Source organism: Paenibacillus sp. BIHB 4019, assembly GCF_002741035.1.
Lineage (GTDB): Bacteria > Bacillota > Bacilli > Paenibacillales > Paenibacillaceae > Pristimantibacillus.
Window position 1 is genome coordinate 3,152,429 of record NZ_CP016808.1, and the last position, 22,307, is coordinate 3,174,735.

Sequence of the window (22,307 nt, forward strand, 5' to 3'; positions counted from 1 at the left end):
ATAAATGATAGGAGCTGGAGCTTGATGAACGTAACAGTGATAGGAACGGGATATGTAGGATTGGTATCGGGCGTATGTTATGCGGAGAAAGGCAATCATGTCATCTGTGTCGATAAGGATGTAAGCAAAATCGAGCGCCTGCGCAGCGGTGAAATTCCCATTTATGAGCCGGGGCTTAAGGAACTGGCCGATAGCAATACGGCGGCAGGACGCCTCTCCTTCACCGATGATTTGACCGAAGCGATGGCTCTGGCGGATGTGGTCATTATTGCGGTAGGCACGCCGCCGCTGCCGAATGGCGAAGCGGATATGCGATTTGTCGAGCTGGTGGCACGTGAAATCGGCTATGCGCTCAACGGCTATAAGGTTGTTGTTGTGAAAAGCACAGTGCCGGTCGGCACGAACGAACGCGTTCGCGGCATTGTGGCAGCGATCAGCGATTACCCGTTCGATATCGCCTCCGTTCCTGAGTTTCTGCGCGAAGGCTCGGCAGTCAAGGATACTTTAAATCCAGACCGCATCGTTATCGGCTCGGAGAGCACGCGTGCAGCAGAGGTACTGACAAGCCTGCACAAGCCGTTTACCGACCAGCTCATTATGACGGATATCCGCAGCGCCGAGATGATCAAATACGCCTCCAATGCGTTTCTAGCTACGAAAATATCGTTCATCAATGAAATTGCCAACATTTGCGAAAAAGTAGGCGCGGACGTGACGGAGGTTGCCCACGGCATGGGGCTCGACCGCCGAATTGGTTCCTCCTTCCTGCGCGCCGGCATTGGCTATGGCGGCTCCTGCTTTCCGAAAGATACGAAGGCATTAATTCAAATTGCCGGCAATGTGGAATACGACTTTAAGCTGCTCAAGTCGGTCGTAGAGGTCAATCAGCATCAGCGCTACGGCGTCATCGACAAGCTCAAGCGAGCGCTAGGCAGCATGCATGGCAGACGCGTTGCGATTTGGGGCCTTGCGTTTAAGCCGGAAACCGATGATGTAAGAGAAGCGCCTGCGATTGAAATTATTGAGTCGCTGCTTGCGCTTGGCGCAATTCCACGCGTAACGGACCCCATTGCGGTCGAAAATTTCCGTTCGCTGCTGAATCACCCTTCTATTGAGTGGTGCGATTCCGCGCTTGATGCGGCGAAGCAATGCGACGCGGTCTGCCTGCTCACGGAGTGGGAGGACTACACGAAGCTCAATCTCAAGGAAGTGGAGCGCGTCATGGCGAGCCCCATTCTCATTGACGGCCGCAATGCGATCAGCAAAGAGCAGCTGGAAGGCACGCTGTTCGCCTACTATCCGGTGGGCAGACCTATGATGAACATCGAAGACATTGCGATTCATGAATTGATTTAGGTAGAAGTTTAGCACGGTTTGAACGGTTTCGAATAGGTGATATGCAGTAATTCACCGTTGCTTTTCCTGTTGTCTAAGAAAGAAATGCTAGAAGGCTTTCAATCATCGAAAGAAGAGGTGAGTACGTAATGAGGTTTACGAAAAAAATCGTCTCCGCTGCCCTGGCGGCAGCTGTTGCGGGTACGGCGCTTTCCGGATTGCCGCTCAGCGAGCGGGGCTTGCTGGAGAAGCTCGGCATTGTTCAGACGGCGCATGCGGGTGCAGCCGAATCCTTTTACAGCAGTGAGTTTGTTAAACGCCTGCTGGAGCTGCATCAATATTTGCAAATGGGCGATCCGGCTGACGTGCAGGAGGTCAGAGACCTGCGGGACGAAATTGCAACGCTCAGCTTTGAAGCCAACGGCAATTTGATTGCCCCCATATGGAATAAGCTGGCTGGCAAAATAGACCCTTCTGTTCAGCAGCCGCTTTTCGACTTTATGGTAGCGGCGGGAAGCCTGCAATATGATCCTTCTTTTGATAATTTGGAGGCGATTCGCAAAAATCCGGCCTATAGCGGCGCTTTGCAGGCAGTAGCAGCACTTGCTAGGCAAAATCATCTCACAGTGGATGACGCTATGCAGTTTATGAATGCGCTGGAGCAAAAAACGACGTCGCTAGTTTCGGAGAAAAGCAATACCGAGCTGCTGCTTCTAATGGCGAGCGAGAGTGAGCAGACGAAGCTGCTTGGCGATGCGCTCGAAACGGTTCTTTCCGATACCTCGACCTACAAAGTGAGTGCTGTACTAGCCAAGCTGGACATTACGAAAAAAGACATGGTAGATACCGTCACCAATTTCCGCAAGCAGCTGAAGAAGGAAGTTCCAGCCATCCGCTCCATGATGATTGCTTATATGCGATCGGGTGCCAAGGAGACGGTGGAAATCGACAATGAGGGCCGAAAGCATACGTACAAGCTCTCGATTTTTGGTCGTGAAGTTCCCAAAGAATTGCTAGTCTGGTCCAAGCCGGCGGGCAGCAAGGATGTGAAAGTTGCGCAGTCGGGCGTAGTGACGATACCGGGCTCGGTCGTTTCAGCAAAAGCGACGCTGCGGGCAAGCCTGCTCGGCAAGGTGCTTTTCGAGAAGGAAGTGACGCTCGGCAAGGAAGAGCCTGAAGTACCGGAGGACGACCTTCTAGCCGAATACCACAAGGAAATGAATACGATCATTTCAAAATGGTCGCAGTCGTCGTCCGAGCAGAAGCAAGTGCTGCTAGATCAGGCGGTAGAATTGCTGCAGACGACCTGGAAGCAGGAAAATACATTCGACGTTACACCGTATGTGACGGTCGATCAGGGCTATATCATTTTCAAGCCGCCGGTTGAAGCGATGCAAAACTATTTGACTCGGCGCGAGGCGGTATGGAAGGTGCTCGGCGAAAGCTTCGCCAAGCTGGGAACGGGCAGCAGCATTGACCAGTATATTGTGAATATGCCTTATTTCAATTTTAGCGAATATTTGAGCGGCTCGACATTGGCAGCGGGAGCGCAGGAGGGGATTTTGCCTGCTGAAACACCCAGTCTTGTAAATCCGGACGTCGGTCAGGCAGTTGCCGAGGCTGCGACAGATGCTGTAACAGAAGCGGTGCTGGAGGACAAGCTTGAAACGGAGGTTTCGATTGTTTATCCGGTAGATCAAGCGGCCGCAATCGTAAATCCTGCCCCCTCATCCTTTCAAGATCTGGACAGCGTATATGCATGGGCAGGCAAGGAAATTGAAGCGATAGCAGCCAAGGGCATTATTGACGGTGTGGAGGAATTGCATTTTGATCCAAACAAAATGGTGACGCGGGCGGAGTTTGCCAAAATGCTCATTCGGTCGCTGGATTTGAAAAATGCCTCGTCAGCCACCACGTTCAAAGACGTGCCTGCCGGCCAGTGGTATGCGCCATATGTGGGCGCAGCTGTGAAGAACGGCCTTGTACAAGGCCGAAGCGGCAATCGCTTTGAGCCGGAGGCGACCATTACGCATGCTGAAATGGCGACGATGATTGCAAGGGCGGCGAAGCTGTCGAAGGGGCTAGAAGAGCCTGCCGACGTAAAAGCTGCACTTGCCGCTGTGAAAGATGCGGACAACTTGCATCCATCGTTGAGGGGGGGCGTTGCCTTCGCGGCAGTGAACAGCCTGCTTCCACTGGAGCAGGGCAGCTTTCCGGTCAATGCCAATACGACGCGCGCTGAAGCGGCGGTCATGCTGTATCGTTTGATTAATCTATAGCGGAAGCTATAGCTCAAGTTTTTAACCTGCAGCATGATGGCCCAAATGCCGGATAAAGGTGATAGCACCTTTGTCCGGCTCTTTTGGCGTAAGAAAGGATGGATACGGGATGAAAAAACGCATTTGGAAGACGATTTTAATAACCGCTGCAACGATCGCTGTTCTGCTTATCGGTACGGTCGGTTTCTTTTATTGGAAAATCAGCTCGATCAGCTTGGAGGATATTCAGCAGCGGCGTGCCGCTTTAGTAGCTGAACAGGATGGAACGGCACCAGCCTCCGGAGGGGCGGCCAATCAGGCGGAGCTGCCTTCCTCACTCGATAGTGCGGTTGGCAAAGCGGAGCAAATCGCAGGCAAGACTATCAAATCCGATGACGCGCTGGACGTTGCTGCTATTTTGCTGAACTCCGGGCTTTCATTCCGCGAAATGTATATTTTGCTGGGGCAATCGGATGAGGAACTGACGACGGAGGAAAAGCAGGCCATACGCGATCTGCTGCTGGCAAAGCTGACGACGGAGGAAATTGACGCCCTGCGCTCCATTACGAAGCAATATGGTAAATATTTGGCAATCGTGGATACGAACTATCCGATTGAAGCGGTTGGCGAGAAGGACGATGCGAAGCGCAAAGCGATTTTGGAAAAAGCGAAGCAGGCCAAAGAGGAAGAAGAGGGCAAGCAAGCTGCGGAGGCGGACGGTCAAGAGACGGCTTCCTCCCAGGCAGGCTCGGCTGGCAAGACGGACGGAACTGCAAAAACGGATGAGCCGGGCAAGCCGTCAGGCGGGAAAGCAAGTACGGCTACGGACAACAAGACAGCCAGCCAGACAAAGGATACTCAAAGCAAGACCAAATCTCTGAACAGCAAATATGAGTCACAGCTTTCGGCATTAAAAGGAAAATGCGTCAGCAATGCCAATCAGCTAATGACACAGGTTGTTGCGGCAATAAACAAAAGCTCGGAACTGGATGAAAAGGCGTTGCAAGGGGAGCTGCTGGGGAAAATTGCTGCTGCAGAGGCTTCTTGCGATAAACAATACCAAGCATTAATTAACAAGGCTGAAACAGAATATAAGGAAGCTGGTATAGCCTTTGCTAAGAAATCAACGTGGACGCAGGAATATCAATCCATTAAAGCGGAAATTCGCAGCAGCGCCATCAACAAACTGAACGCTGTTCAAGCAAGCGGATAAGGGGCACCGACTAGGAAGGATTTTGCGAAGGGTCGCCGGATGAAGTGCGGTCGCGCACAACGCGTTCAAGCAGCATCCGGACAAGCTCTAAATCCTCCTGCTCCAGCGGAACGCCGTCCCAATGAAGCTGCTCATGATTGAAAAACTCCTTGGCGTTGTTGCTCGGTTCCTGTTGATCAGGATAGTCCGTTAATCCTAGCAAATAATCGGATGTCGTATTCAATTTCTTCGCAATGCTTTGAATGGTCTCCAAAGTAGGCTGCCGATAGCCGGATTCATAGCCTGCATAGGTACTCTTAGCCACGCCTACGGTATCCGCTAGTTGCTGCATGGAGTACTTTCTTTTTTTTCTGAGTTGTTTAAGGCGTTTAGCAAACATGAGGACCTCCTATTAACCTTCGGTAACTACAAACATTTTACAGATATTAAAAACCAATTACAACCGATGCCAGCACGGCCGAAAGGCGTAAAATGCTAGATTTTTCAACGGCTGATCATTTAGGCCTATGTCTAGATTAACAACCTCAGAGCAGCAACACAAGTCTTGTAATTTGAACAATTTCTTGAATAAATATATTTTTTGAGCATAGTGAAAAATAAAGTATATATTATTACAAATTATGACACGATATTCGATTTTCGACACGGCCTTTTGTCGCTAATGGTCGTTTAATGCTTGCGAAAAAAATAGCCTGAAAAACCAAACAACCTGACATAATGCCTTCTGGCGTCAGGTTGTTTAGTTATTCTACATTTATTTATTCAAAAAATATTGGCGGGAAAAAATTATGCACGTCTTCTTCGTCCAGCCAAGATCAGGCTGAGAATGAACACAAGTACGACTGCGCCAATTAACGCTGGAATGAAATAGAAGCCGCCGATGACCGGACCAAGCTCGCCGAAGATCAAGCCTCCGAGCCATGCGCCGATAAAACCTGCAATAATATTTCCAATGATCCCTCCGGGAATGTCACGTCCAACAATCATTCCTGCGAGCCAACCGATAATGCCTCCTATAATTAATGTCCATAAAAAACCCATATTGATCACTGCCTTTCTCTTTGTGTTTTTGCTGTTCGCCAATGTGTGGCTTGTGTCAGCTGTTGTAGTGTCTCATGTTATCTATGTAACCATAATTAAGCGCCGCTAATCACAAAGCATACAGGAAGGTTTTGGTCAAACTAATCGGAGCTTGGCCTATTGACATGAAACCATAAGGTTTCGTATAATCCGAAAGGAAACCAAAAGGTTTCGTATGAAATGGCATGGCTTGAAGGAGGAATCGGGATGGCGGATGAAGGGCTGCTGAAGAAGCTGCGTTATAAAGAGGGACAGGCTGCGAAGGTATGGAATGCCCCGGAGGGCTATGCGCCTGGGATCGCTGAAGATACGAATAGTGCAGGCCCATATGGCTTTGCCCAGCTTTTTGTTCATCAAGCAGCGCAGGTGAGAGAACAGCTGCCGATCGTTTTGCCGCAGCTTGAAGAAGATGCGGTGTTCTGGATCACGTATCCTAAGCAAAGCGCGAAGGCAGGGGCAGATATTAACCGCGACAGCTTGGCGGCGCTAGTCATGGAGCTTACACCGTATAGGCCTGTGAGCAATGCCGCTGTGGACGAGGTGTGGTCAGCACTGCGATTTCGCCATACGGACAAAGTGAAGAAGAAATAACTGCTGACTGCGTAACGGACGGCATAACAGACGACTTAACTAGCTGTAAAACGAAAGGCATAACGAACAACTTAACTAGCTGCAAAACGGACTGCATCACGGACGGCGTAACTAGCACCATAGCTGACGGCATAGTTGAGGAAGCGAATGTGCTAAAAACGAGCAATCGAATGCCTGTCCGTCCTCATGGACACAGAATCCGCTATTTGTAGTAGAAAGTGAACTTATTTAGGGCGGCGGACAGGAGAGCCGTTATTTGCCCGACAAAGCCGTAAAATGAGGCTCAAAAGCACAAATAAGCGCGCTGGTGTCCGACCGAATAGGGAAATGCAATGATTTTGCGTATATAACGGATCTGGTGTCCGCAAGAACTTAAATGATAAAGCGATTAGAAGAGGAGACGATTGACAATGAGCAGCGAAGCGGCAAATACGCTGCCGGATATCCGGCAGACGCTGGTGCTTAAAGCGCCGATAGACAAAGTGTGGAAGGCAGTAGCAACGTCAGAGGGCATCGCCGCATGGTTCATGCCCAATGATTTTCAGCCGGAGGAAGGTTATGAGTTTCAACTGGAAGCTGGCGCGTTCGGAAAATCTCCCTGCAAGGTGACGGTCATCGATCCGCCGAATCGCCTCTCCTTCAAATGGGGCAAGGACTGGACGCTCTCCTTCGAGTTAAAGGCTGTAGGAGCAGACACGGAGTTTACGCTCATTCACAGCGGCTGGAATGCGGATACGGTGACGGAGTTCGGACAGCCGCATGAAATCGTGCGCGGCAATATGGACAAGGGCTGGACGGGCATTCAGCAAAGGCTGGCTTCGTATGTCGAGGCACAATAGCAGCGAGGCGGCGGAGCCGAAGGCTGAGGTGTTCCAAGCGATTGCCGATCCGACCCGCCGCAGCCTGCTTCGGCTGCTTGTTGATGAGGAGATGCCAGTCACGGTCATCAGCAGCCATTATGAGATGAGCCGGACAGCGGTATCGAAGCATTTGCGAATTTTGGCCGAGGCAGGATTGGTCAAAGAGCGCAAGGTTGGCCGGGAAACCCGCTACCGGCTAGATACGGAGCCTTTGCAGCAGCTAAAGCGATGGATCGCCTTCTACGAGCGTTATTGGGAAAATAAGCTCGGTGCGCTTAAGCGTTACGTAGAGGAGGATGGCCAAGGGGAGGGAGCGGATGCTTTTCCGGCTCCAGCAGTCGTGAAAGCGCCAGCTGCGAAGCGGGATTGAAGCAAAGGTCCCGCTCGTCTGGCTGCCCTGGCTGCTGGATCCGGCTTCAACGGATTTAGTCTAGCCAAGTGTGGCAGAATCTCCTTTTGCTTGCTCCGATAGCCCGAAGCTTCCGTCTTATGGTCTCTGGGCATATATGTATACGATAGATGAGTTGACAATTTCCTGATTTTTCGTCATACATATAAAGAGCAAGGAAGAGAATGGGCAGCAAGGAACCGGAGGTTATGGATAATGGGCAGGAAAATTATGTTTACAGGCGGAGGGACGGCAGGCCATGTGACCGTTAACTTGGCGCTGATTCCCCGTTTCGCGGAAGCCGGCTGGCAGATCCATTATATTGGATCGGAAAATGGCATTGAGAAGCAACTTACTGCTCCACTAGAGCAGCTTACATATCATGGTATAGCGACAGGGAAGCTTCGGCGCTATTTGGACTGGCAAAATGTGAAGGACCCCTTCAAGGTCATTAAAGGGGTTTTTCAAGCTTATCGGCTCATTCAGCGGGAGAAGCCGAACGTGATTTTTTCCAAGGGCGGCTTCGTTTCCGTTCCGGTTGTGCTGGGCGCGTGGCTCAATCGGGTGCCGGTGCTTATCCATGAATCGGATCTGACCCCGGGACTGGCGAACCGCATTGCTATCCCTTTCGCGACGGGCGTGTGCACGACTTTTCCCGAGACGGCGCAGCATTTGCCGTCAGGCAAGGCGCATTACGTTGGCGCAGTCATCCGCGATGAGCTGGGGCGAGGGGTTGCCTCGCGAGGCAGAGCCTATTGCGGCCTGCTGCCTGCATCCGAAGCCGCTGATGCAGCAGCCTCCGGAGCAGCAGGCAGCCCACAGACGCTAAGCAAGACGCCGCAAGGGCAGGCGTCAAAGGAAAGCGCCGCCCATTCGGCTAGCTCTGGCAAGCTGGTCGTGAACATTTCGGGAAAAAGCGTGAGAGCCGAAGAGTCTGCCGCGGAAACGGCGAAAGTATCCGCAGCGTCAGCAGCAGCAGGCGAAAAAGGGGCATCGCGCGCTGAAACAGGCGGAGCGAAGCCCGTCCTGCTCATTATGGGCGGCAGCCTTGGATCGCGGGCGATTAATAAGGCGGTGCGCAGCGCGCTTAGCGAGCTGACCCGCAATTTCAGCATCGTGCATTTATGCGGCAAAGGACAGGTTGAGCCTGCCCTTGAGACGGCGGATTACAAGCAGTTCGAATACATTAATGAGCAGCTTCCCGATGTGCTGGCGATGAGCGATATTGTGCTTTCCCGTGCGGGCTCTAACGCAATATTCGAGTTTTTGCATTTGCGCAAGCCGATGCTGCTCATTCCGCTTACGAAGGCACAGAGCCGAGGCGACCAGCTGCTCAATGCAGATTCGTTCAAGTCTTCTGGCTTTTGCGAGGTGCTCCATGAGGAGAAGGTAGCGCCGGATACGCTGCTGGCGGCGATTGAGGATGTCTACCAGAACCGCGCCGCATTCATTAAGCGGATGGAGCAGGAGGAGCGCCGCGACACCTTGTCGCAGCTGTATGAGCTGATTGTATCGTCCGCGCGGAACTAACAGGCAAATCTCGCAGCGCGGAGCGGGTATTTCGGCGATGAAATACAGGCCATATTTCAATAATCCATTCGATTTTAACCGGAAACGATGATATGATGTTACAAAAGAATGTCGGAGGGATTACCCGGTGGAGTATATTAGCACAAGAGGAAATGTTGGCAAAATCGGATTTATCGACGCTTTTCTAATGGGACTTGCAGATGACGGAGGCTTGCTCGTTCCGAGTGAAATTCCTGTTTTTTCAGCTGAGAAGCTGAAAGCGTGGCAGAACCTGTCTTATCAGGAGCTGGTTCTGGAAATTTTCGGCTATTTCACGAATGATGAAATTCCGGCAGAAGATTTGCGGGCGATGGTGGATGCCAGCTACGGAACATTCCGCGACCCAGGCGTAACGCCTGTTCGCCGTTTGAAGGACAACCTGTATTTGCTGGAGCTGTTCCACGGCCCAACCTTTGCATTTAAGGACATTGCGCTGCAATTTATGGGCGAATTATATACGTATGTATCCCGCAAGCAGAACAAGACGATCCATATTCTTGGCGCGACATCCGGCGATACAGGCGCATCGGCGATTCAAGGCGTGCGCGGCAAAGACGGCATTAAAATTTGCATTTTGCATCCGCATGGCAAAGTCAGCAAGGTGCAGGAGCTGCAAATGACGACGGTGCCGGACGACAACGTCTTGAACTTGTCGGTCGACGGCAATTTTGACGACTGCCAGCGCATTATCAAGGATTTGTTCGCTGATTTGGAGTTTAAGTCCGCGAACCATCTGTGTGCGATTAACTCCATTAACTTTGTGCGCATTTTGGCGCAGACGGTTTATTATTTCTATGCTTACTTCCAGGTTGCGAAGCAGCAGGATGTGCAGGAAGTCAATTTCAGCGTGCCGACGGGCAACTTTGGCGATATTTTTGCAGGATACCTTGCGAAGCGCATGGGCCTTCCGGTGAACAAGCTGATTTTGGCAACGAACGAAAACAACATTTTGGAGCGTTTCATCAAGGAAGGCGTGTATATGCCGGGAGATTTCCGCAGCACGTACAGCCCTTCGATGGACATTCAAGTAGCAAGCAACTTCGAGCGTTATTTGTATTATGTGCTGGGTGAAAATCCGCAGTTGATTACAGAGCTGATGAACCAGTTCCGCAAGGAAGGCAAGCTCGTTATTTCTGGAGACGATTTGCAGCGGGTGCAAGCTGAATTCGGCGCTCATGGCGTTGGCGGGCAGGAATGTCTTGATACGATCAGCAAATACAACGCGGAAAGCGATTATTTGCTTGATCCTCACTCCGCTTGCGGCGTGGCGGCAGCCGATCAATGTGCTGAAAGCGGCGATGTAACGATTTCGCTGGCTACAGCGCATCCGGCCAAGTTCGACGAGGCGATTCGCCTTTGCGGCATTGAGCAGGCATTCCCTGAGCAAATTTCGTCCTTGTTTGAGAAAACGCAGCGTCAGACTCGCGTAGAGGGAACGCAACAAGCGATTGTCAGCGAGCTGTTGAAGTTTTATAACGCTTAATTCGCGCATAAAAGGCGGGAGCAGCCGGTCAGAGCCTATCTGATCGGCTGTTTGTGCATAAGGAAGGGAAACAGAGGAGGCAGCTGATCAATGGACTACAGTGGAAAAATAGTGCTGGTAACCGGCGCCGCGCGCGGCATCGGCTTGACTGTTGCGACTAGCTATGCGAGGCAAGGAGCTCTTGTCATTGCGGCAGACCGGGACAGCGAAGGCGCTGAGGCCGCCGCCGACCGCATGCGAAGCGAGGGCGGCAAAGCTGCTGCGTATGCTATCGATTTGGCTCAGCCAGCCGAAATCGAAGCGATGTTCGCTTTTATCAGCGAGAACTACGGCGGCCTGGATGTGCTGATTAACAACGCGGGTTATGCGGTGTGGAAGTCGCCTTACGACCTTGCGGTTGAAGAATGGGATGCGCTGCTTCATACGAATTTGCGCGGCACTTTTTTATCCGCAAGGGAAGCTGCTAAGCTGATGCGCGCCAACGGAGGCGGAGCCATCGTCAATATGGCCTCGACCCGCGCCTTAATGTCTGAGCCCAATACGGAGGCGTATGCGGCCTCCAAGGGCGGCATCGTTGCGCTGACGCATGCGCTGGCCCTTTCTTTTGGCCCGGACCGCATTCGCGTCAATGCAATCAGCCCCGGCTGGATCGAAACCGGCGATTATGAAGCACTGCGGGCGGAGGATCACAGCCAGCATCCATCCATGCGGGTCGGCAAGCCGGATGATATCGCCAAAGCTTGCTTTTATTTGACCGATCCGGGCAATGATTTCGTTAATGGCATTAATCTCGTCGTCGACGGCGGCATGACGCGCAAAATGATTTACGAGGAGTAGCGCCATTTCGTATCAGCATCGCAAGCCCTAAGCCTAAGCTACTATTGCAACTTGCCTAGCGCTGGCGTAGAATAAGACAAAATCAAGAAGGAATAAAGGAAGGAGATGGGAATATGGAGCGAAAGCCAAGGCAATGGGACAGCCGATTTTGCCCGTCCAGCCCGAAGCGCGTTTCTATTTCCATTCCTTTGAAACACTAAGGCATATTATGCTTTGGTGTTTTTTTATGCTTTTTTTTCAAAATATAAGACTTTATAAGTTTCATCCTTATACCCGCTTAGAATTATCCGACAAAGCTCTTCGCAAGTCCTAGAAGGACGACCAAGCTGTTTTTGCTTAAGTTGCTAATTAAATGGTTCAGTCCCCAATGTTCTGCTTCTTGCGAACGTTAATTTAACTGGAGGTGCATGATTGATGATGAATAACAAGTATAAGAGAGTGCTGATTAAGCTGAGCGGCGGAGCGGTTGCGGGTGGAAGCGAGTTTGGCTTTGAACCCGAAAAGCTGGAGCATATTGCAAGAGAAGTGCTGTCCGTTGTGAAAATGGGCGTGGAGGTGTCGCTCGTTATTGGCGGCGGCAATATTTTTCGCGGCAATATGGGCGAAAGCTGGGGCATTGAACGCGCAGAAGCGGACAATATTGGTACGCTGGCGACCGTGATTAACAGCCTCATGCTCAGAGGCGTGCTGAAAGCCAGAACGAAGAAGGAAGTGCGCGTCATGACGGCGCTGCCAGTCAGCAGCGTTGCCGAGCCTTACATCCGTTTGCGGGCGGTGCATCATTTGGAGAAGGGGTATATCGTCATTTTTGCAGGCGGCAACGGACAGCCGTATGTGACGACGGATTATCCATCGGTGCAGCGGGCCATTGAGGTAGGCTGCGATGCTCTGCTGGTCGCGAAGCAGGGCGTAGACGGCGTGCTTGACGCCGATCCCAAGCTGCACAAGGGCGCGCGGAAATTCAAATCGCTGCACTATAATGATGTGCTGGACCAGCAGCTTAAGGTGATGGACCAGTCGGCGTTTATTTTGGCACGGGACTATAATCTGCCGATTCATGTGTTTAATTTCGACCAGCCGGGCTCGATGAAGGCGATTTGCCATGGCAGCCATGTCGGAACGCTGATCAGCAACAGCTCTGTGCTGGAGATGGATGCCTGAGCTTTTCATCGCCCTCCTCTTCATCCCCAAGAAATGAATGTCTGAACAGCCAAATAGCCATCCAGCTGCAACCTTCCAATTGGGAATGCCGTCCATATAGGCAGCTTGTAAATGGTCATTGGGGGTAGTGATGAAGATGGTCAACATATCGACGACAAGGAAATCTAATAAGAGCGGGAAGGCTTGGCGCAGCTTGCTGGCACTTCCCCTTCTAGCAGCGCTTATATGGACGGGCGGCCCGCACAGTGCGGCGATTGCCAGCGGAGAGCAAGCAGCAAGCCGGTTGCAAGAGCAAGGGCAGGAGCAAGCTGCTGAGGCCGCCCAAGCCGTCCCCAAAAGCTTCACGCAAATAGAAGCCGCCCATAACTATACGATTGCGCTGCGCAGCGACGGCACGGTTTGGGCTTGGGGACGCAATTTGTGGGGAGAGCTTGGGCTGGAGGGAAATCCAGGCTTTCGCAATACAGTAGCTCCTGTTCGTTATTCCGGACTTTCCGACATTGTCTATATTCATATCAATAAGAGCGATCAGAACTATATGGCGGTAAAGGCTGACGGAACGGTCTGGACTTGGGGCCACAATGATAGCAGCGGGAAAAATGCGAATGGGCTTCGGCAGGTGGCAGGCGCTGCTGGCGTAGCGAAGGTGGCAGGCGGCTACGGCTATGATATAGCTTTATTGAATAATGGTACGGTCTCAACATGGACGAAGCAGCAAGACGACACCGGCAAGCTCAGCTTTGGAAAACCAGCTGCCGTGAAGGGCTTAAATCAAATCGTGCAGGTAGCATACGGATACCCTAAGGCTTACGCCGTGAAGAAGGATGGAACAGTATGGAGCTGGCAGCCTGTGGCGACGCCCCGCGATGGCGCGGAGACGATTAAGCCTACAGCTCCGGCTAAAATATCCAGCTTGTCCGGCATAACCTCCATCGTCGCGTATAGCGGCGGTCTAATGGCATTAGATACGAAAGGAAAAGCGTGGAGCATTGCTGAAAATGGCAAAAAACAAGCGCTGTATCCGATACTGACGCTAAAGGAGATAAGCGGGAGTGCGGGAAGCTTGCTTATGCTGACGACCGATGGCGAGGTTTTTGCATATGGAAATACCGCTACTGGCAAGCAGGGCAAAGTGCGAGGGCTCACCCGGATCAAGCATATCGCAGCGGGGGAAGACCACGGCGTCGCCATTGATGAGGATGGCAAGGCATGGGGCTGGGGCCACAACAAGTTTTATGAAGCGGGCGGACCATCCGTACGCAGCGATGGCATGGTTTATACGCCCATGCAGGCAAGGCCGGCTGTTGATACGTTTATAAATGGACAATGGCTAAGCAGCATATACCCTGCCCTGCCGCAAGGCGAGACGGTATATGTGCCGATAAAGGACGTGGCCAAACAATTGGGCATGACATTGAGCGCCGTTCTTACTAAAGAAGGCTTCAGAATTTATACGCTTAAATACAAGGAACGCTCAGCAACCTTCCGTATAGGGGATACCCAGGCGAAAGCAGGCAATACGTCGTTTGAGATGCCAGAGGCGCCGATTGTTTATTCCGGTGCGACGGCCGTTCCTTATCAGCTGCTTGAGCAGGGGTTTGGCCTATCGGTTCAATGGAACGAGAAGCTTAGCCAGTTGGCGATATCGGATCAGTCTGACGAATAATGGAACAAAGCTTCTAAACAACCTCAAATCCCCCTCGGCCCACATTGCTTCGTGGACCGAGGGGGATTTTTTGAGTTATAGGAAAGGATAGGATATCCCAGGCCTTTCTCTATATTTCTCGGAATGAAACGCGCTGCGCCTCCAGAGGAAGGCGACAGCCGTTTCACCGTGCATAAGCCGCTATATAATTTGCTGATTCGGCAAGCAGGGTAAAGCGAGCGTCCTGTCGAAAGTAATGGGATACCAAGACATCCACTTATGACACATCACTTTAATAGTGCAAGACGCTATTGCTGAATCGCTCTTCTCCTGTTACAACAAGCTCTGTCGCTGATTTCTCAAACTGCTCTAATTGTTCAAGCGCCTTCAATTTGCTGCTGCCATTCATAAAATGAGCCACAATTGCTTCGCCGGGGGCGACGACGGCTATGTCTCCGTGAGTTCTCTCCCCGATGATTGCACCGTCATGAATAACGGCGTTTTCGCCAATAATGGCTCTATGAATAATAACATTGCGCCCAATTTTTGCACCGGGCATAATGATGCTTTCGGCGATGCCGCTGCCTTTTCCAATGCTGACTCCTGCACCGAGCACCGAGCGTGAAATCCGGCCCTCAATGGTGCAGCCTGGATGAGCAATGCTGTTGCTCAGCACGGCTTGCGGGCTGACATAGGGCTTGCGGACCTGCTGAACCTCTTTGGACCGAAGAGGCCAAGTTTCTGTAGACAGGCTCATCTCGCCGTCAAGCAGCTCCATATGCGCTTCCCACAGGCTTTCCACAGTGCCGACATCACGCCAGTAGCCCTCGTATGGATAAGCATTCAAGTTTTCCTCGGCAGCCAAAATGGCGGGAATAATATCTTTGCCAAAGTCATGGCTTGAGAGGGGGTTAGCGGCGTCCTCCAGCAGGAAACGTCTTAAATCTTGCCAGCGGAACAAATAAATGCCCATAGAAGCCAAGTTGCTTTCCGGGTTCGCCGGCTTCTCCTCAAACTTCATGATGCGGGACTGCTCGTCCGTATGCATAATGCCGAAGCGATGGGCTTCACGCCATGGCACCTGTTTGACGGCAATCGTTGCCATCGCCTGGTTAGCCTTGTGAAATTCCAGCATCGGGCGATAATCCATTTGGTAAATGTGATCGCCTGACAAAACAAGCACATGCTCGGGATGATGCTCGTCCACATAAGCAATATTGCGAAGAAGGGCATCAGCCGTTCCTGTGTAACAGCCTGAGCTTGATACCCGAGAAGCAGGCAGCATCGTAATTTCGCCAGAATGCTTCGTCGTTGCTGAGCGAAGCCAAGCTTCTCCATCGGTAATGTGGTCGTGAACCGAGTCAGAGCAATATTGGGTAAGCACGCCAATGGTGCGAATGCCCGAGTTAATGCAATTGCTTAATGGAAAATCAATCATGCGGAAGCGGTCGCCGAAAGATACGACGGGCTTGGCCATTTGGCCTGTAAATGGGGCTAAACGGCTTCCTTGTCCTCCAGCTAGCAGCATAGCGATGCAATCGGTATTATTAGGCATAAGGCTTTTCCCTCCAGGCCGTCCGTGACGGGTTGTTGTTAGGTATTTTTAAACGACTGAAGGGCGCTTGAAACGGTTGAGTCAAAATCAATTTTTAAGGTTAATATTAGCTTTCGTGTGCTTTACTATACGTTCATTGCGAACATAAAGCGGGTGAAATGGATGGAAATCTCCACATTGTCCGAAGAGGAAATATTTCTATTTCATGAAGGAACATGGGCGCATAGCTATCGAAAAATGGGCGCTCACCCATCAACAGAGCATGGAATCGAAGGCACTCGCTTTAACGTTTGGGCGCCGGAGGCGCGAGAGGTTCGTCTGGCTACGGATTTTAACGGGTGGCATGGCGGCAATGAGCCGCTAACCCGGCTTAACAAGTCCGGCATATGGACAGGCTTCTTCCCGAATATGCCGAAAGGCGCTTTGTATAAATATGAAATCATAGCCCAAAATGGTGAGAGGCTGCTCAAAGCTGATCCTTATGCCGTATATGCCGAAGTAAGGCCGCAAACCGCATCGCGCGTCTGGTCGCTGGACGGTTATTCGTGGCAGGATGAGGCGTGGATGCGCGGAAAAAAAGCGCCTTACGCCCGTCCGATGAACATTTACGAGGTGCATCTGGGCAGCTGGCGGAGGCATAAGGACGATACTCTGCTTTCCTACAGCGAGCTGGCTGATCAATTGGTCGCGTATGTAGCGGACATGGGGTATACCCATCTGGAGCTGCTGCCGCTGACCGAGCATCCGTACGATAAATCATGGGGCTATCAGCCGACAGGCTATTATGCCGCAACTTCCCGCTACGGTGAACCGCAGCAATTGATGGAGCTGGTAGACCTGTGCCATCAAAACGGTATCGGTGTCATTCTAGACTGGGTGCCGGGGCATTTTGCCAAGGATGCGCATGGCTTGCGCCGCTTTGACGGCTCGGCTCTGTTTGAAAATGATGACCCGCTCATTGCCGAGAAGCCTGGCTGGGGAACACTCGCCTTCGATTACGGAAAACCGGAGGTTCGCAATTTTTTAATTTCCAATGCCTTGTTTTGGTTCGATCTGTTTCATATCGATGGCTTGCGCGTTGATGCAGTCACCAGCATTTTGTATCATGATTTTGATAAAAAACCAGGCCAGTGGCGTCCGAATGAATTCGGCGGCAAGGAGCATCTGGAAGGCATCGCTTTTTTGCGCCAGCTGAATAAGGCGGTTTTTCAATATAATCCGCATGCCCTTATGATGGCCGAGGAGTCGCATGCTTATCCCGGCGTTACGAAAGCGGTCGATGAAGGCGGGCTTGGCTTTAATTATAAGTGGAATATGGGCTGGATGAATGACACGCTCAGCTATGCCAAGGAGCATTTTTTCAACCGTAAAACCAAACATAATCTGCTGACCTTCCCGATCTGGTATGCCTGGCAGGACAATCATGCGCTGCCGCTTTCCCATGATGAGGTCGTGCATGGGAAAAAATCGCTGCTGAACAAAATGCCGGGAAGCTATGAGCAGAAATTTGCCGGACTGCGGCTATTCTACGGCTATATGATGACGCATCCTGGCAAAAAGCTGCTGTTCATGGGCGGCGAATTTGCCCAGTTCATCGAGTGGAAGGACGACGCGGAGCTGGACTGGCTGCTGCTGGATTATGAGCCGCATTGGCGGATGCAGGCTTATACCCGCAGGCTGAATCAGCTGTATGCCCAGGAGAAAGCACTGTGGAAGCTAGACCATGATTACAGGGGCTTTGAATGGATAGAGCACGAGGATGATTTGCAAAGCGTCCTCTCGTATCGCAGGTTAGCCAGCCCGAAGGGGGAAGCGCTCATTATGCTGTGCAATTTTACAGATTACGCGCATCCGGTTTACCGCATTGGCGTACCGAGCGCAGGCGATTATGAAATCGTGCTGAACAGCGATGAGCCTGCTTATGGCGGATCGGGTTTTCAAGCGGAGCTGCTGCGGGAAGGCGGATCTATTGCCTCGCAGCGCATCAGCTGGCATGATAAGAAAAACAGCGTAGAGCTTCCGCTGCCGCCGTTATCTATCCTTATTTTGCGGCGAGTAAAGGTTCAGCGTTCCCGTTAAACGTTAAATCGGCATTGCAGCATTATGAAACCAAAGAGCAGGGGATGAAATGCATGAACGTATTGTTTGCGGCAGCGGAATGCGTGCCATTTATGAAGACGGGAGGCCTTGCTGATGTAGCAGGCTCACTGCCGGAAGCATTGAATGAGAAAGGCGCCAATGTGCGCGTCATTATGCCGCTTTATGCTTCGGTGAAGGACGTTTATCGAGCGCAGATGAAGGAGCTTGGCTTCATTTATGTATCGGTAGGCTGGCGGCACGTTTACTGCGGCATCAAGGAGCTAACGCATGAAGGCGTCGTCTATTATTTTATCGACAATGAGCATTATTTCCGGCGCGGTTCGGCTTATGGCTATGGCGATGATGGGGAGCGTTATGCCTTTTTCTGCCGGGCGGTGCTTGATGCGCTGCCGGTAATGGGCTTTATCCCCGATGTGCTGCATTGCCATGATTGGCATACGGGCATGATTCCCGCCCTGCTCAAGCATCATTATTGGCATCGCCCGGAATATTCCCGCGTGAAGACGGTGTTCACCATTCATAATTTGCAATATCAAGGCAATTATCCGCATCATGCGCTGGGCGATTGGCTGGGATTGCAAAATGAGATGTTTACCCCGGACGGAGTCGAATATCATGGTTTGGTGAGCTTTATGAAAGCGGGCATCCAGCTTGCAGAACGGGTGACGACCGTCAGCCCGACCTATGCCAACGAAATCCGAACTGCTGAATGCGGGTATGGGATGGATGGCACCCTGCGTGCAAAAGGCGACCGGCTTCTCGGCATTGTCAACGGCATCGACGCCCGCAGCTACAATCCGGAGACCGATCCGTTCATTCCATTCCCATACAAGGACAGCCTTAAGGTGAAAAAGCAAAATAAAGCCGCACTCCAGCAGGAGCTCGGACTGCCGGTCAACGATGCCATTCCCCTCATCGGAATGGTCGGCAGGCTAGTGGATCAGAAAGGGCTGCCCCTCGTGCTGGAAGTGCTGGACGAGCTGCTGCAAACGGAAAATATCCAGCTTGTGCTGCTCGGTACGGGCGAGCCCGAGATGGAGGATGCATTCCGCGCAGCCCAGCATCGTTATCCGGACAAAATGGTATCGTGGATCGGCTTTGATGATGGCGTAGCCCGCCGTATTTATGCTGCCTCCGATATGTTCCTCATGCCGTCGCTATTCGAGCCGTGCGGCATCAGCCAGCTTCTGGCGCTGCGGTATGGCAGCTTGCCTATCGTGCGAGAAGTAGGCGGGCTGAAGGACACCGTTCATAGCTACAACGAGTGGACGGGAGAAGGCAACGGCTTCTCCTTCACCAATTACAATAGCCAAGAAATGCTGAATACGATTCGCTATGCCATTCATATATGGTGGAATGAGTCGCACCGAGGCAAGCTCACCGCCGCAGCCTTTGCTGGAGATTACAGCTGGGGAGCATCTGCGGAGCGTTACATAGCACTTTATACGGAGCTGGCTTTATAATGATTGAGAAGGAACTTGGTTCTGAAAAAGGAGTGCGACCGTTGATGATAGAGCGCTTATTGGAGCTGCAGCAGCGTATTTACCAATATCAAATGGACATTAAGCAAAGCTATGGCCCGGAGCACGCTATTTGGTCACCCGGCAAGGATGCTAAAGTCAGCTTTGCCCAGGTTGGCGACCAGTACGAGCTGATGTTTTACGGCGTTGGCTTTGATGAAGATCCTTCGATTGCCGCAGATGATTTCGACTACGAGACGAACTATCCTTTTGTGAAGTTTCTGGAGTTTATTTGTTTGCCTGAGGTGGCTCCCCATCTTGCATCGCTCACCTTCACGGGGCCTGATGAAGGCGCGAACGGTCTAAATGAATGGAATTTCTCGCGCATCGTGCATTCGGAGGCGGAGTTTTCGGCACTGCGTTCCTTCCTCATACAGCTCACAGATTCAGGCGATCATAACGTCCGCTTCATCGGGAGCGACTATGAAGAGGAGCATGGCATGGTGACAAAACTGCTTGCCAAAATGCCAGCCGTGCTCATCTTCCAGACGCCGACTGTGCCGGATGAAGCTTTTTTCGCTATTGAAGGCCACCCGCTCCGCGAATTGAGGTTGCAGGTAGGCTTCACAGAGGAAGCCTTTATTACCCGTCTCGCCGACTGTCCCTATTATACGGAATTGCGACAGCTGGACTTTTCTGAGCGCATTGAAACGATTGATGACGTGCCGGAGGATGCAATTCCTTATACAAGCTATGAAGCATTGTTCGCCTCTGGCCGTTTTAAGCGCCAGCCGCATTTTCATTTCAAGCTGCGCCATTCTACGTTAACCTTGGATGAGGTAATTGCCCTCGGCAAACTCCAGCCCAATGTGCAATTTCTGTTCATTGAGGGGCGCGGCGGGCGCTATGCTTCGCATTTATCCGATTAAGCAGCACAAAAAAAGGACAGGCCCCGAAAAAACCGATGCCTGTCCTTTTTTGCTGCCTATGCAAGCTCTATTCAAGCTGCTTTTACTTCAAATGTTCCGGTACAAAATCCGGTAGCCCATCGGCTCCAGCTCAATGCGAAGCTGCTCCTCGAACGTTGCCACTTCTTCCTCGGTAAGCGCATCGCGCCAGCCGCCAGCCAGCATCGGGTGGGCGAGGAATACATTTTCCTCTGTATTGTTCATCCAAATCGTGAAATGCTGCTTATTGTTCATCCGCTCATAGACGAACGTGCCTTTCTCGCTGCTCGCTTGCAGGAAGCGGAAGCGGCCGCAGCGCAGCGCCTCATGCTTTTTGCGGAGCGCAATGATGATGCGATAAAAATCATGCAAATCCCGATCCTGCTTCGCCTCGTCCCATTCCATGCATTTGCGGCAATCGGGGTCGCCGCCGCCTTGTAAACCAACCTCATCGCCGTAGAAGACGCAAGGAACGCCCATCGACGTCATCATAAATACCGCTGCCAGCTTGGCCCGCCGTTTATCGCCGCCCATTCTGGTCAAGGAGCGCGGAATGTCATGGCTTGACAGCAGGTTAAGCAGCGCTTCGTTCGTCTGCTGTGGATAACGCACGAGCAGGCGGTTCACCTCTTCGGCGAAATCCGATGCATGCCTGCCGCTGTTTGAGAAAAAATCGAGCACGCTGTTCGTAAAGGGATAGTTCATCGACGAATCGAACTGGTCGCCCTGCAGCCAGCGCATTGCATCCCCCCACACCTCGCCGATAATGTAGGTCTCATGCTTCACTGCCTTGACTGCGCCGCGGAATTCCCGCCAGAAATGATGGTCGATCTCGTCGGCGACATCAAGCCGCCAGCCGTCAATATCCGCTTCGCGAATCCAATGGACGGCGACGTCGAGCAAATATTTTTTTACTTCAGGATTGGCGGTGTTGAGCTTGGGCATGTTGCCATAAAAGCCGAACGTATCATAGTTCGCTTTGCCATCCTGTACAGCGACCGGAAAGTGGTTCAAATGAAACCAGTCCTTGTATTTGGACTTTTCGCCGTTTTTTAGCACATCCTGAAAATGGGGGAATTGCTCGCTCACATGGTTGAACACCGCATCCAGCACGACGCGAATGCCGCGCCTGTGGCACTCGTCGACCAGCTTCTTGAGCAGCTCAAGATCGCCGAACTGCGGATCAATCTTATGATAATCAACCGTATCGTATTTATGATTGGAGGGCGAAGTGAATAGCGGTGTCAAATAAATCGCATTTACGCCCAAATCGCTAATATACTCCAGCTTATCTAAAATCCCCTGCAAGTCGCCGCCAAAATGCGAATGAATATCCGGCGTTTCTCCCCAAGGCCTAACGTAATCGTGGTCGTTTTCCTTGTTTCCGTTATTGAAGCGGTCTACCATGATTTGATAAAAAACCGCGTTTTTCGCCCAGTCAGGCGCATCGAACAAGTCGATCTCATGAATGTAGGGCACTTCAAAATACCCGCCTGGAGGCGTCGGCTGCTGCGCATAAAATCCGGTCTCGATCTTCCACATCGTCTCTGTGCCGGCATGCAGACGGAAGCCATAGGAGAAGCGTTTGTATTTAGGGATGATTACGCCTTCCCAGTAATCAAACAGCTGATCGGAAGCTATTTTTTCCATTACAATTTCCTGAAGGTTTCCATTCCAGTCGTATTTATCTCCGGCGACCATGACGACATCCTCCACATCGTTTTTTTTCGTGCGCAGCCGGATGTGATAGGTGCTCAAATCATAGGCGTAGGCCCATTTGTGGCTTGGGGTGTGGTGGATGGCTTCTCTTAGCATAAATAGTTGT

General features: G+C 51.7%; 18 protein-coding genes. 14 read left to right on the forward strand and 4 right to left on the reverse strand.

Translation table 11 applies throughout. The features are described from left to right. The first annotated feature begins 24 nt into the window (after positions 1 to 24). The 3 genes from BBD42_RS13420 to BBD42_RS13430 all read left to right on the forward strand — a co-directional run bounded on the left by BBD42_RS13420 (position 25) and on the right by BBD42_RS13430 (position 4,806). Positions 25 to 1,356: a UDP-glucose dehydrogenase family protein gene (locus tag BBD42_RS13420; protein ID WP_099518548.1), complete on the forward strand. Its 1,332-nt coding sequence runs from the start codon at positions 25 to 27 to the stop codon at positions 1,354 to 1,356. 128 nt (positions 1,357 to 1,484) lie between these two features. Continuing rightward, a complete protein-coding gene (locus BBD42_RS13425) occupies positions 1,485 to 3,614 on the forward strand; it encodes an S-layer homology domain-containing protein (protein WP_099518549.1) in 2,130 nt (709 codons plus the stop codon). Positions 3,615 to 3,723: 109 nt separating this feature from the next. Continuing rightward, positions 3,724 to 4,806: a hypothetical protein gene (locus BBD42_RS13430; protein WP_099518550.1), complete on the forward strand. Its 1,083-nt coding sequence runs from the start codon at positions 3,724 to 3,726 to the stop codon at positions 4,804 to 4,806. 10 nt (positions 4,807 to 4,816) lie between these two features. On the opposite strand, the gene BBD42_RS13435 is transcribed toward BBD42_RS13430, so the two are convergent. Continuing rightward, entirely contained in the window at positions 4,817 to 5,185 is a 369-nt protein-coding gene (locus BBD42_RS13435) for a helix-turn-helix domain-containing protein (RefSeq protein ID WP_056033790.1), read from the reverse strand. A 407-nt stretch (positions 5,186 to 5,592) separates the two neighbouring features. Beyond that, positions 5,593 to 5,847, reverse strand: coding sequence for a GlsB/YeaQ/YmgE family stress response membrane protein (locus tag BBD42_RS13440; RefSeq protein ID WP_099521597.1), 255 nt, complete (start codon positions 5,845 to 5,847; stop codon positions 5,593 to 5,595). 246 nt (positions 5,848 to 6,093) lie between these two features. Between BBD42_RS13440 and BBD42_RS13445 the strand changes: the two genes are divergently transcribed. The 8 genes from BBD42_RS13445 to BBD42_RS13485 all read left to right on the forward strand — a co-directional run bounded on the left by BBD42_RS13445 (position 6,094) and on the right by BBD42_RS13485 (position 14,441). Beyond that, complete coding sequence (locus BBD42_RS13445; protein WP_099518551.1) at positions 6,094 to 6,477, forward strand: hypothetical protein; 384 nt, start codon at positions 6,094 to 6,096, stop codon at positions 6,475 to 6,477. Positions 6,478 to 6,887: 410 nt separating this feature from the next. After that, complete coding sequence (locus BBD42_RS13450) at positions 6,888 to 7,316, forward strand: SRPBCC family protein (RefSeq protein WP_056033799.1); 429 nt, start codon at positions 6,888 to 6,890, stop codon at positions 7,314 to 7,316. Continuing rightward, entirely contained in the window at positions 7,300 to 7,707 is a 408-nt protein-coding gene (locus BBD42_RS13455) for an ArsR/SmtB family transcription factor (RefSeq protein WP_099518552.1), read from the forward strand. Before BBD42_RS13450 ends, BBD42_RS13455 begins: the two co-directional genes overlap by 17 nt. A gap of 234 nt (positions 7,708 to 7,941) precedes the next feature. After that, complete coding sequence (locus BBD42_RS31970) at positions 7,942 to 9,255, forward strand: glycosyltransferase (RefSeq protein WP_099518553.1); 1,314 nt, start codon at positions 7,942 to 7,944, stop codon at positions 9,253 to 9,255. A 127-nt stretch (positions 9,256 to 9,382) separates the two neighbouring features. Beyond that, positions 9,383 to 10,777 (forward strand): threonine synthase, encoded by a 1,395-nt coding sequence (gene thrC, locus BBD42_RS13465; RefSeq protein WP_099518554.1) that lies wholly within the window; start codon positions 9,383 to 9,385, stop codon positions 10,775 to 10,777. 90 nt (positions 10,778 to 10,867) lie between these two features. Further along, the gene (locus tag BBD42_RS13470) at positions 10,868 to 11,614 is read left to right on the forward strand and encodes an SDR family NAD(P)-dependent oxidoreductase (RefSeq protein ID WP_099518555.1); all 747 of its coding nucleotides are present in this window, start codon (positions 10,868 to 10,870) and stop codon (positions 11,612 to 11,614) included. Positions 11,615 to 12,031: 417 nt separating this feature from the next. Next, positions 12,032 to 12,775 carry a UMP kinase gene (gene pyrH, locus BBD42_RS13480; RefSeq protein ID WP_056033930.1) on the forward strand — a complete coding sequence of 248 codons (744 nt, stop codon included), beginning with the start codon at positions 12,032 to 12,034 and terminating at the stop codon, positions 12,773 to 12,775. A gap of 130 nt (positions 12,776 to 12,905) precedes the next feature. Further along, complete coding sequence (locus BBD42_RS13485; RefSeq protein WP_099518557.1) at positions 12,906 to 14,441, forward strand: stalk domain-containing protein; 1,536 nt, start codon at positions 12,906 to 12,908, stop codon at positions 14,439 to 14,441. A gap of 271 nt (positions 14,442 to 14,712) precedes the next feature. Here BBD42_RS13485 and BBD42_RS13490 read toward each other — a convergent pair whose 3' ends face one another. Continuing rightward, positions 14,713 to 15,975, reverse strand: a complete 1,263-nt coding sequence (locus tag BBD42_RS13490; protein WP_099518558.1) for a glucose-1-phosphate adenylyltransferase — start codon at positions 15,973 to 15,975, stop codon at positions 14,713 to 14,715. A gap of 162 nt (positions 15,976 to 16,137) precedes the next feature. Between BBD42_RS13490 and glgB the strand changes: the two genes are divergently transcribed. The 3 genes from glgB to BBD42_RS13505 are packed head-to-tail and all read left to right on the forward strand — an operon-like array spanning position 16,138 to position 20,464. Continuing rightward, entirely contained in the window at positions 16,138 to 18,054 is a 1,917-nt protein-coding gene (gene glgB / locus BBD42_RS13495) for a 1,4-alpha-glucan branching protein GlgB (protein WP_099518559.1), read from the forward strand. 53 nt (positions 18,055 to 18,107) lie between these two features. Next, the gene (glgA, locus tag BBD42_RS13500) at positions 18,108 to 19,538 is read left to right on the forward strand and encodes a glycogen synthase GlgA (protein WP_099518560.1); all 1,431 of its coding nucleotides are present in this window, start codon (positions 18,108 to 18,110) and stop codon (positions 19,536 to 19,538) included. A 44-nt stretch (positions 19,539 to 19,582) separates the two neighbouring features. Further along, complete coding sequence (locus BBD42_RS13505) at positions 19,583 to 20,464, forward strand: hypothetical protein (RefSeq protein WP_150131547.1); 882 nt, start codon at positions 19,583 to 19,585, stop codon at positions 20,462 to 20,464. Between the two features lie 87 nt (positions 20,465 to 20,551). Here the strand turns inward: BBD42_RS13505 and BBD42_RS13510 are convergent, their stop codons facing one another. After that, a complete protein-coding gene (locus BBD42_RS13510) occupies positions 20,552 to 22,297 on the reverse strand; it encodes an alpha-glycosidase (RefSeq protein WP_099518562.1) in 1,746 nt (581 codons plus the stop codon). Between the last annotated feature and the right edge of the window lie 10 nt (positions 22,298 to 22,307).

What these genes read in the sequence shown, in the direction of transcription:
- BBD42_RS13445 (WP_099518551.1), top strand. Translation starts at nt 6,094, where the DNA reads ATGGCGGATGAAGGGCTGCTGAAGAAGCTGCGTTATAAAGAGGGACAG.
- BBD42_RS13510 (WP_099518562.1), bottom strand. Translation starts at nt 22,297, where the DNA reads ATGCTAAGAGAAGCCATCCACCACACCCCAAGCCACAAATGGGCCTAC.
- BBD42_RS13435 (WP_056033790.1), bottom strand. Translation starts at nt 5,185, where the DNA reads ATGTTTGCTAAACGCCTTAAACAACTCAGAAAAAAAAGAAAGTACTCC.
- glgA (WP_099518560.1), top strand. Translation starts at nt 18,108, where the DNA reads ATGAACGTATTGTTTGCGGCAGCGGAATGCGTGCCATTTATGAAGACG.
- BBD42_RS31970 (WP_099518553.1), top strand. Translation starts at nt 7,942, where the DNA reads ATGGGCAGGAAAATTATGTTTACAGGCGGAGGGACGGCAGGCCATGTG.
- BBD42_RS13425 (WP_099518549.1), top strand. Translation starts at nt 1,485, where the DNA reads ATGAGGTTTACGAAAAAAATCGTCTCCGCTGCCCTGGCGGCAGCTGTT.
- BBD42_RS13430 (WP_099518550.1), top strand. Translation starts at nt 3,724, where the DNA reads ATGAAAAAACGCATTTGGAAGACGATTTTAATAACCGCTGCAACGATC.
- pyrH (WP_056033930.1), top strand. Translation starts at nt 12,032, where the DNA reads ATGAATAACAAGTATAAGAGAGTGCTGATTAAGCTGAGCGGCGGAGCG.
- glgB (WP_099518559.1), top strand. Translation starts at nt 16,138, where the DNA reads ATGGAAATCTCCACATTGTCCGAAGAGGAAATATTTCTATTTCATGAA.
- BBD42_RS13470 (WP_099518555.1), top strand. Translation starts at nt 10,868, where the DNA reads ATGGACTACAGTGGAAAAATAGTGCTGGTAACCGGCGCCGCGCGCGGC.
- BBD42_RS13455 (WP_099518552.1), top strand. Translation starts at nt 7,300, where the DNA reads ATGTCGAGGCACAATAGCAGCGAGGCGGCGGAGCCGAAGGCTGAGGTG.
- BBD42_RS13485 (WP_099518557.1), top strand. Translation starts at nt 12,906, where the DNA reads ATGAAGATGGTCAACATATCGACGACAAGGAAATCTAATAAGAGCGGG.
- BBD42_RS13440 (WP_099521597.1), bottom strand. Translation starts at nt 5,847, where the DNA reads ATGGGTTTTTTATGGACATTAATTATAGGAGGCATTATCGGTTGGCTC.
- BBD42_RS13450 (WP_056033799.1), top strand. Translation starts at nt 6,888, where the DNA reads ATGAGCAGCGAAGCGGCAAATACGCTGCCGGATATCCGGCAGACGCTG.
- BBD42_RS13505 (WP_150131547.1), top strand. Translation starts at nt 19,583, where the DNA reads ATGATAGAGCGCTTATTGGAGCTGCAGCAGCGTATTTACCAATATCAA.
- BBD42_RS13420 (WP_099518548.1), top strand. Translation starts at nt 25, where the DNA reads ATGAACGTAACAGTGATAGGAACGGGATATGTAGGATTGGTATCGGGC.
- BBD42_RS13490 (WP_099518558.1), bottom strand. Translation starts at nt 15,975, where the DNA reads ATGCCTAATAATACCGATTGCATCGCTATGCTGCTAGCTGGAGGACAA.